We start from the raw sequence: 6,990 nt of genomic DNA on the forward strand, positions 1-6,990 counted from the left end.
CCAACAGAGGAAGCCCTAGATCCCCTAATCCTAGGGCTTTTTTATAAGAATTTTATACATTTTATTATTTCCACTAACTCTTTAAATTGTATATACATAATATAAAATTTTCATGTTGTTATATTTTTTGATGGCCTCTTATCTTTCCTTAAAAGGCTTTTTTTCAAATAACGCTTTTATTTAATTTATATTTAAAAAGTTCCTTTTCATAAAGACTTCCCTTATGTGCTATACTCATTCTTAAATAATTGTATAAGGAATGCTAAAAATGGATGATAGATCGTCAAGACAATGGAAATTGCAACAAAAGTTAAGAGCACTGAAAACCAAAAACAACAATGACATAAACCCTTTGTTTAGTGAATGCCTTGAATCCCTAGGAAACGAAACTCTCATTTTCTCCCAAGAAAAAAGCCAGCAGATTGCTACTATTTTAATGAATTCATTTCCTATAACTGTCTCGGGAAGAATAGATTGGGAACAGATAGATAATCAATTCATTGCTTCGAACAAAGAACAACTAATTTCCCTTATTAGAGCAAACCAACTAGATTTTGACGAACAGATTTTTATAATATGGGATAACTATGAAATCCCTGTAGTAAGTACAAATCTTGATAAAGTATTCCAATCACTAGTTGACGTTGATGCAGTCAGTTTTTATTACTGGCTATTAGACAAAGAATATAGATTTGTAATTGAAATAAATGATGAAGAATTGATTAGAGTTGGGTTTCGCTAATACTCTAAGCATATGAAGCTAGTTCCCTTCATTTCTTAATATTTTCTTCGTCAATATAGCTATTATTGTCATTATGAAACTAATAGCAAATATAGGTAAATAAATTTTCGTACTGAATCCTTCAAACATAAAACCATATACGACTTGCCCAATTGGTGCCATACATTGAGATACCGCTGTTATAAATGCCATCACTTTTCCTAGATTTTCATTTGGTGTTTTCTTTTGGACTACAGTAATCACATAGATGGATACAATTGTCATAATCATTGCGATTAGAAGAGAAGAAAGTATAAAGAGGATAAATGGTGGATAGTATCCTAAATTAAGAATAAACGGTGTAACTGATAGTGCCACTGGCATTACTAATAAAGCTATGATAAGCATCCAATTATATAATGTTTTCATCTGTAACTTTTTAGCAAAGAAACCGATTGACAATGCCCCTAATATGGTTGCAAAATCAATTAATCCCATTCCAGTTCCATACATCATATCGCTACTCTGCATAGTTACTCGTAACATAATAGGTCCTCCAACAACAAATAACGGTGTCAAAATTAAGTTTAATAAAGCTGCTAATAACATAGCCTTCAAAATAAAAGGTTGCTTTAAAACATAAAGAAAACCTTCTTTCATATCTTTTACAATTGTCGGTATGATATGGCTTTCTTGCGCTCTTTTTATAAAAGGTATTGTAATAAACATTTCTAAAATTGCAGATAAAAAGAAAGCAAGACAACTTGTTATTACGAGCATTTTCAAACCAATTATGCCATATAATATTCCTCCTAGTACAGGTGCAACTATATTAGATAATGCTTGCACACCATTTATGATACCGTTTGCTTGTTCTAACTTTTTCTCTGGAACTAATTGCGGAATACTTGCCATAACAACTGGTGAGTACATTGCACTAATGACTGCTAGTAAAAACATAATTGCTCCAATCAATAAAATAGATACCGATTCAGTTAATAACAAAACTATAAAACTTAATACAATAGCAGCGTTTATAAAATCCAAAATGACCATTACATTACGGCGGTTGAAACGATCTGCTATCGCTCCGCCAAGAGGAGCTAACAAAAACGGGATACTCGTTATGGCATATAACCCTGCAAATATATCGGCACGTCCTGTTATATCTAGCACATATAAAGACAGTGCAAAACGTAATAGTGTTGAACCTAAAATAGTAATAATTTGACCACTTACCATTAAGTGAAAATCTTTCAAGGAAGATTGAATACTTGCTGGCATCCTCATCACATCCTTCATTTAGCATAGACCGACTGCCGGTCTATAATACCCAAACAGAAAAAAGCTATTTCTGTTTCATTAAAACCTCGATCATATAATTAAAGGACCCTTCTTTCGCTCCAACAGATACTTCCATCATTTTAATATAAGCCTTAGCTCTTCTCATCATTTCTTCCGTTTTCCACTGGAATAAACCATCATCAAATATGACTTGTGCTGAAGAGAGTAATAATTCAATTGTTTCTTGTGGGTATGGAGTATAAAATATGCCTTCTTCTATTCCTTGCTCTAAAACTTCCGTTAATACAGGAGATAAATGTATAATGGATTGCACTAAACTTTTCTGATGCATTTCTGCATTATTTGGTTGATGGAATTGTTGGATCATTTTTTCTTTTACATCTCCTGATTTTGGTGATTGTTCCATTAAAATTTTAAATAACTTATCTAAAACGGGGATATCGGGATTGGAGACAATCCTTTTCGCCTTAGTGACATCCTCTTTAATAATCCTCATAATGATTTCATCCATTACTTCCTCCTTCGACTTAAAATAATGATAAAACGTCCCCTTTGCTATACCAATTTCTTTTAAAATATCATTCACGGTTGTTTTCGTATAACCTTTCGTAAGAAACAAACGCTCAGCTGTTTCTAAAATTTCCTTTCTACGCTCCTCATACTCCTTTACAATTCGCATTCAAGTTCTCCTTCCCACCAGACCGACTGTCGGTCTATTAAAATTATATGTTTAGTTTGCAAAAAGTTTCCTATTATCGTACATATACAACACCATACTTTCTATTTCCTTTATAAATTTTTATTTTTTAACGTCCGCTCAATTTGTTTAAAACGTATCTCATGTTTCTTATCGTCACCTTTCATTTTAGGAAAAGAACGATGCCCTCCGCTTGATCCTATTTTTCTCGATTCTTTATCCAGACGCACAACACTTTGTAGTTTTTCAGCTCCTTCACCACAAGTCAGCGCATCTCCTTTACATCGATGACTTCAAAAAATGACAATTGATTCATACGATACGGTTCCCCTCCGTTCGATCTATGTACTTATCAATGGAGTATTTTGTTGAGTTCCAATATGTAATATTGCATATTTCGCACTTTTAATTTTTGTATATGTGATAATTTATTTATAAAAATATAAATTATTAATAAGGGTGATTTATATGAGCAAGTTCCGAAAGAAAATGATTAAATATTTGCAAACATTTTGGGGATGCTTAGCATTTGGTGTATTAATGTTTGCTATCTTCTTAATTACGGATTTAGCAGATGTATCTTTAAATACATTAGGCTGGAGAGACTGGCTAGGTTCTGTAGCAGGCGCAACCATTTTATCTGTTGGGATGTTTACTTTAAATAAATTGAATTTAAAATAAATATTCGGTCAATACTGTATGTAGGCTGTATGCCAACATTCATTTAAAGTAGTCTTCTCTGTATCTCCTTGTATTGAGCAGTTAGCTTTTGCTAGCCGCTCTTTTATTTTGTTCCGGTTCTTGCCTATTAAAGAACTCTTTATCTACTTTCCCCCAATAAGTACACATATCTATTCTCCATTGCTACAAAATGAAATCTTTATTTTGTTTTACGCGTCGCTTCTTCAATCAGCCAAGATGCAATATTAAAATCATTAGCTTCACCCTTTAAAGATGTTCCGTTCCAAAAGCATTCTTTCATCACTTCAAGTAATTCTTCAACAGCTTCAATTCATCTCATATTCATTTTCCTTTTCTTCCAAATAACTATTTTGTTTTACTAATTAGCTGATTAATTTCACAAACACCTTTATCAAACATTCCACGTTTCTTCACCCCGTGAATATTTTTCAAATAAAAATACATACTATTTTCAAGCGGCCGTGTCCACGGCTAATACCTCTTTCTTTTGTTACAGCAAAAGCAGGTAGGCTCTTCACTTATCTGCTTTCTCTGTATATTTTTTAAGAAATCGAAAATAATACCAACAAGCTGTTTGAACTAGCAGCTTCACTCTTCTCGCAATGGGGATGCAAATTATCACAATTAGCTAACTCATTGAGCTCACTGGCAGACAACCAAAATCGTTGTCTGCTTTTTGTATGAGATTTTTCGTTTTACATATACTACTTTTGAACCTGCAGACCAATACGAGCCATTTTGGTGCTTGGTATTTCCCTTCCGGGGATAAGTATCTTTTACTTATCCCTTTTTTGTATAGACATGTATATTTAGGGTAAAACTAATTACAAGCAGATTTTCTGTTTATGCGTAGTTCTAAACAAGATTACTTTTTCTCCTATTAAAGGACGGCAGGTACGACTGCTAGTCCTTTTTTCTTATTTCGCATATTATCACTACATTACCTTCATCGTCATAAGCAATTTCCCCATAAGGATGGCAGTGGTGCTTCTCGAGTTCCTCATTGATCAAAACTAACAAATTAGTTTTCCAGTTTCCAACGATCGTACACCAATACGAGTTTAATCCTTCATAAACTTCTCTTGTTCTATTTCGATAATTGCGGAATGTGTAATGAAAATACTCGCTCGCTTCAATACCTTTTCTTTTAATCAAAGTGTTCTGCTGAATGATAGTAATACCCTTGCTCTAATGGTTTTGGACTATAAAATTTCCTTTATAAATTTCAAATACGGTGAATGAAATTTTGTTTTTTCTTGCCATCATCCTTGTTGTATACAAACAAAAAAAGAGCCACAATATTTTGCGACTCTTTTACAATTATAACTATTTAACGACCACGTCTTTGCTGACCTTGCTTTGTACTACCTTTTTTATTACTTGGCTTATTAAATGATCGGTTATTTTCATTTCTCGAACTATTTCTCGAACTATTTCTTGAATCACTTCTTGAGCTATTTCTGGAATCACGTCTTGAATCACTTCTTGAACCTTCGCGGCTATCTCTTTGACGATTTTGACCTGATTTCTTCGGAGCCGGCTTTGGTACCGGTTTTCCATTTTCATCTACACGTTTTATCTTCGGTTGTTCGATTATTTCTCTTTGTATTGGTGCACCAAGCGTTTTTTCAATTTCTTCTAAATGTTTTTCATCTTTCGCTGCAACGAACGTAATTGCAAGACCTGATCCACCTGCACGTCCTGTTCGGCCAATGCGGTGAATGTAACTTTCTACATCTTCAGGGATATCAAAGTTAAATACGTGCGTTACACCATCTACATCAAGTCCACGAGCTGCTACATCCGTTGCGATTAAGTACTGAATTTTAGCTTCGCGGAAACTCTTCATAACTCTTTCACGTTTCGCTTGAGGTATATCACCATGAAGTTCAGCACAATTATAACCTAATCCTTTTAAATTATCATAAAGCTTACTTGCTCTAACCTTTGTACGACAGAAAATAACAGCTAAAAATGGCTGATCACGATCCATAATAAAACGAAGTGCATCTGGCTTTGCACGGTCTGTCGTCTCAATGACACGCTGCTCAATTGTATCAACCGTTACTTCTTCACTTTGTACTTGAATCATTTGCGGCTCATCCATATAACGCTTCGCCAATTTTTTAATATCTTTTGGCATCGTTGCTGAGAATAACATCGTTTGTTTACTATCAGGTGTCTCATCTAAAATATCTTCAATATCATATAAGAAACCAAAATAAAGCATTTGATCCGCTTCATCTAATACAATCGTTGAAAGATTACTTAAATCAATTGTTTCACGTCGTATATGATCTAATAATCGCCCCGGTGTCGCTACAACAATATGTGTATTACCTTTTAATTTTCTCAATTGTTGTGCTACATCTTGCCCACCATAAATCGCTAGTACATTAATATCTTCTCTTTGAACAAGCATTTTTTTAATTTCAGTTGTAATTTGCAGAGCTAGTTCCCTTGTTGGTGCAACAATTAAAGCCTGAACATCACTAGACTCTGGATCAATTTTTTCTAAAATCGGTAACACGAATGCTAACGTTTTACCCGTTCCTGTTTTCGCCTGCCCAATAATATCTTTACCTGACATAATAACAGGAATTGCCTTCTCTTGAATTGGTGTTGCTTCTGTAATTCCATTTTCACGTAATGTATGATTAAAAGTTTCACTAATTCCTAATTCTAAAAAGTTTTTCAAATAGACCACTTCTTTTCCTTATTTTTCACATTAGCTTTCATTGTACCATTTGTTTCGCCAAATATGAAAAATAAAAAAATTCTTATCTTCTTTTTTTATATTCATCCTGTACTAGATGAACAAAATCTTTTTGCTTTTTCTCAGATTTTATTAATGCTTCCATGTTAGTAGAAGACAAAATGAACTTCTTAATTTTGCTATTACATCAAATAACGAACCCATCTTCTCCCCCCTATACCCTTGCTCAAATTATATATATTCTTCTTTACATATATATTTCAATTTTACCGAAATATAATGTTACTGATTTGGTTGAAATCGCAAAATATATGAACTAAAAAACCGATCTTTTCGATTTAGGAAAGACCGGTTTTCATTAATTTATACAGTAAGCTTTCCTCCATGATAGCAATAATACTCTGCTGCTTTAAAACTTTTAATCCTGTTTAAAGACTGTTTCGCTTTTTCTATATCCAAACAAAAATTCGGATTAGCTATTACTAACTCACGATTCTCTTGAACAGCCGCATCTCCCGTAATTACACAATCTAAATTCGGAAAATATAATGAAATATGCCCCGAAGTATGTCCTGGCGTCGCTACTATTTGACATTCATTATTCAAAATCATTTGACCATCATGCACTTTTTCATCGACGGAAATATGTTTTATATTTTTTAACTGTTGTATAAACCATTTACCAAATTCTTTTTCTTCATTTGGCATACGTTCTAACATTTCTTCAGCTTGAACTAACCTCTCTGATTTTATATCACCACTAATATAGTTAGATTCAATTTCACTAGCAATAACATTAATTTGAGGATATTTCACTTTAAAATCGTATACAGACCCTAGATGATCATC

At 33.3% G+C, this 6,990-nt stretch carries 6 protein-coding genes; 2 read left to right on the plus strand and 4 right to left on the minus strand.

All coding sequences use genetic code 11. The features are described 5' to 3' along the window. Window positions 1–268 precede the first annotated feature (268 nt). Window positions 269–742: a CDI toxin immunity protein gene (locus tag GBN78_RS27670; protein WP_000342720.1), complete on the plus strand. Its 474-nt coding sequence runs from the start codon at window positions 269–271 to the stop codon at window positions 740–742. 18 nt (window positions 743–760) lie between these two features. On the opposite strand, the gene GBN78_RS27675 is transcribed toward GBN78_RS27670, so the two are convergent. Then, on the minus strand, window positions 761–2,005 hold the full coding sequence (locus GBN78_RS27675) for an MFS transporter (protein ID WP_001111713.1): 1,245 nt from the start codon (window positions 2,003–2,005) through the stop codon (window positions 761–763). 64 nt (window positions 2,006–2,069) lie between these two features. Further along, window positions 2,070–2,705, minus strand: a complete 636-nt coding sequence (locus tag GBN78_RS27680) for a TetR/AcrR family transcriptional regulator (protein WP_001223583.1) — start codon at window positions 2,703–2,705, stop codon at window positions 2,070–2,072. Window positions 2,706–3,191: 486 nt separating this feature from the next. On the opposite strand from GBN78_RS27680, the gene GBN78_RS27685 reads away from it, so the two are divergent. Then, the gene (locus GBN78_RS27685; protein WP_152127925.1) at window positions 3,192–3,404 is read left to right on the plus strand and encodes a hypothetical protein; all 213 of its coding nucleotides are present in this window, start codon (window positions 3,192–3,194) and stop codon (window positions 3,402–3,404) included. A 1,351-nt stretch (window positions 3,405–4,755) separates the two neighbouring features. On the opposite strand, the gene GBN78_RS27690 is transcribed toward GBN78_RS27685, so the two are convergent. Continuing rightward, window positions 4,756–6,132 (minus strand): DEAD/DEAH box helicase, encoded by a 1,377-nt coding sequence (locus GBN78_RS27690; RefSeq protein ID WP_001987322.1) that lies wholly within the window; start codon window positions 6,130–6,132, stop codon window positions 4,756–4,758. A 372-nt stretch (window positions 6,133–6,504) separates the two neighbouring features. Next, a partial coding sequence (locus GBN78_RS27695; protein WP_152127926.1) for an MBL fold metallo-hydrolase occupies window positions 6,505–6,990 on the minus strand: 486 nt, incomplete at its 5' end.

Origin of the sequence: Bacillus sp. B2-WWTP-C-10-Post-4 (genome assembly GCF_009183805.1) — a bacterium.
GTDB lineage: Bacteria > Bacillota > Bacilli > Bacillales > Bacillaceae_G > Bacillus_A > Bacillus_A cereus.